This window comes from Bradyrhizobium sp. PRIMUS42, from assembly GCF_023006515.1.
In the GTDB taxonomy this organism is placed as follows: Bacteria; Pseudomonadota; Alphaproteobacteria; order Rhizobiales; family Xanthobacteraceae; genus Bradyrhizobium.
Map to the genome: position 1 here is coordinate 1 of NZ_JALBGZ010000968.1, position 1,918 is coordinate 1,918.

Annotated in this window: 1 pseudogene; it reads right to left on the bottom strand. The window is 66.7% G+C overall.

The features are described from left to right. Window positions 1-1,817, bottom strand: a pseudogene (locus tag MOV75_RS36340) (PAS-domain containing protein); the annotation flags it as partial. Window positions 1,818-1,918 lie beyond the last annotated feature (101 nt).

Here is a 1,918-nt window from a genome sequence, read left to right on the forward strand (position 1 = left end):
GGGGTCGCACTGGTCACGGCGGCGGTGTGGGTGATCGCCTTGGCGGTCGGCACCGTCACGGAGAACACCGAGCCGCCGCCCTTATTGCCGTCGATGGCGATGCCGTGCTTGAGCACCCGCGCGAGGCGTTCGACAATCGAGAGACCGAGCCCGAGCCCGCGGGCGATCCGCGCGCCCTGCTCCAGGCGATGGAATTCCTTGAAGATCTCGCCGCGCTTGACTGGCGGGATGCCGACGCCGGTGTCGTAGACGCAGATCTTGAGCGAAGGGCCCTGGCGGCGGCAGCCGACCAGCACGCGGCCGCGCGGGGTGTATTTGATCGCGTTCGAGATCAGGTTCTGGAGCAGGCGCCGCAGCAGCAGCCGATCCGATTCGACCGGCAGCGAGCAGGGCACGAAAGCGAGCTCAAGGCCCTTGGCGCGCGCGATCGGCGCGAACTCGATCTCCAGCGAGCGCATCAGATCGGCCATCTTGAAGCTCGAGATCGAGGTCGTCATCGCGCCGGCGTCGAGGCGGGAGATGTCGAGCAGCGCACCGAGGATCTCTTCGATCGCCTGCAGCGATTCGTCGATGTTCTCGACCAGCCGCGTCTCCTCGCCGCTGTGCTGACGCTCGACCAGGCTCGTGACATAGAGCCGCGCCGCGTTCAGCGGCTGCAGGATGTCGTGGCTGGCGGCGGCGAGGAAGCGGGTCTTGGAGATGCTGGCGTCTTCCGCCGTGCTCTTGGCCAGGGCCAGCTCGGAGTTCAGCCGCGTCAACTCCTCGGTGCGGTCGCGCACGCGCTTTTCCAGCGTCGCGTTGGCGCGCTCCAGTGCTTCCGCGGCTTCGAATGTTGGCGTCACGTCGGTGAAGGTGATGACGAAGCCTCCGCCGGGCATGCGGTTGGTCAGCACCTCGATCACCATGTGGCGTTCCGGCAGGCGCTCGAGATAGGGCTCGCTGTCGGTGGTGTAGGCCGCGAGGCGCTGCTCGATCATCGCCTCACGGTCGGCCTGATGGTCCGGATCGCTCACGCCCATGAACTCCAGGATCTCGCGCAGGGGCGTGCCGAATTGGACGATGTGCGGGGGAACGTTGAGGAGATCGCCGAACTGCCGGTTGGAGCAGATCAGTTGCAGGTCGGCATCGAGCACGGCGATGCCCTGGCGCACGTGGTTGAGCGCGGTCTGGAGGATCTCGCGGTTGAAATGCAGGGCCGCGTGGGAGTCGTCGAGCAGCTTGAGCGCGGCTTTGGCCGAGACCGTGCGCTTGCGCAGCAGCAGCGACATCACGAGGCGGGAGGACGCCGCGCCGATCGAGGAAGCGATCAGGTGCTCGGCGTGCTGCAACAGCTCGAAATCAGCGGGGGCTCCGGATTCCAGCCGGACATTGCGCCGCGCCGAGAAGGCCTCGAAGGAATGCCGGGCGCGGTCGGGTCCGAGATATTGCGCGACTGTGGTCTGGATGTCCTGCACGGTGACGGTGGTGCGCCAGCGGCGGAAACCCGGGGAGATCGGCGCGAGCGTGTTGGGCACGAACAGATCGGCCTGCAACAGCTCGATGGACGAGGGCCTTCGCGCCAGCGACAGCAGCACATAGGTCAGGATGTTGAGCGACAGCGACCAGATGACGCCGTGCATCAGCGGCGGCAGATCGGCGCCGAACAGCGCCTGCGGCCGCAACGCCTCGATGCCGAACGGTCCATGCTGGAGCAGCAGGATTCCCGTGGTCGAGGTGTCCATGAAGCTCGGTATGAACAGCGTGTAGAGCCACACCGCGAAGCCGATCAGCATGCCGCCGATCGCGCCGCGCGCGGTCGCGCGCCGCCACAGCAGCCCGAAGATCGTGATTGTGTCCATCAACTCGCTGGCGGCTTCGGCTTCTTGGCAACCCCGAGCGCGTGGAACACCACTGGCTCCATGACCGATAGTGGCGACAC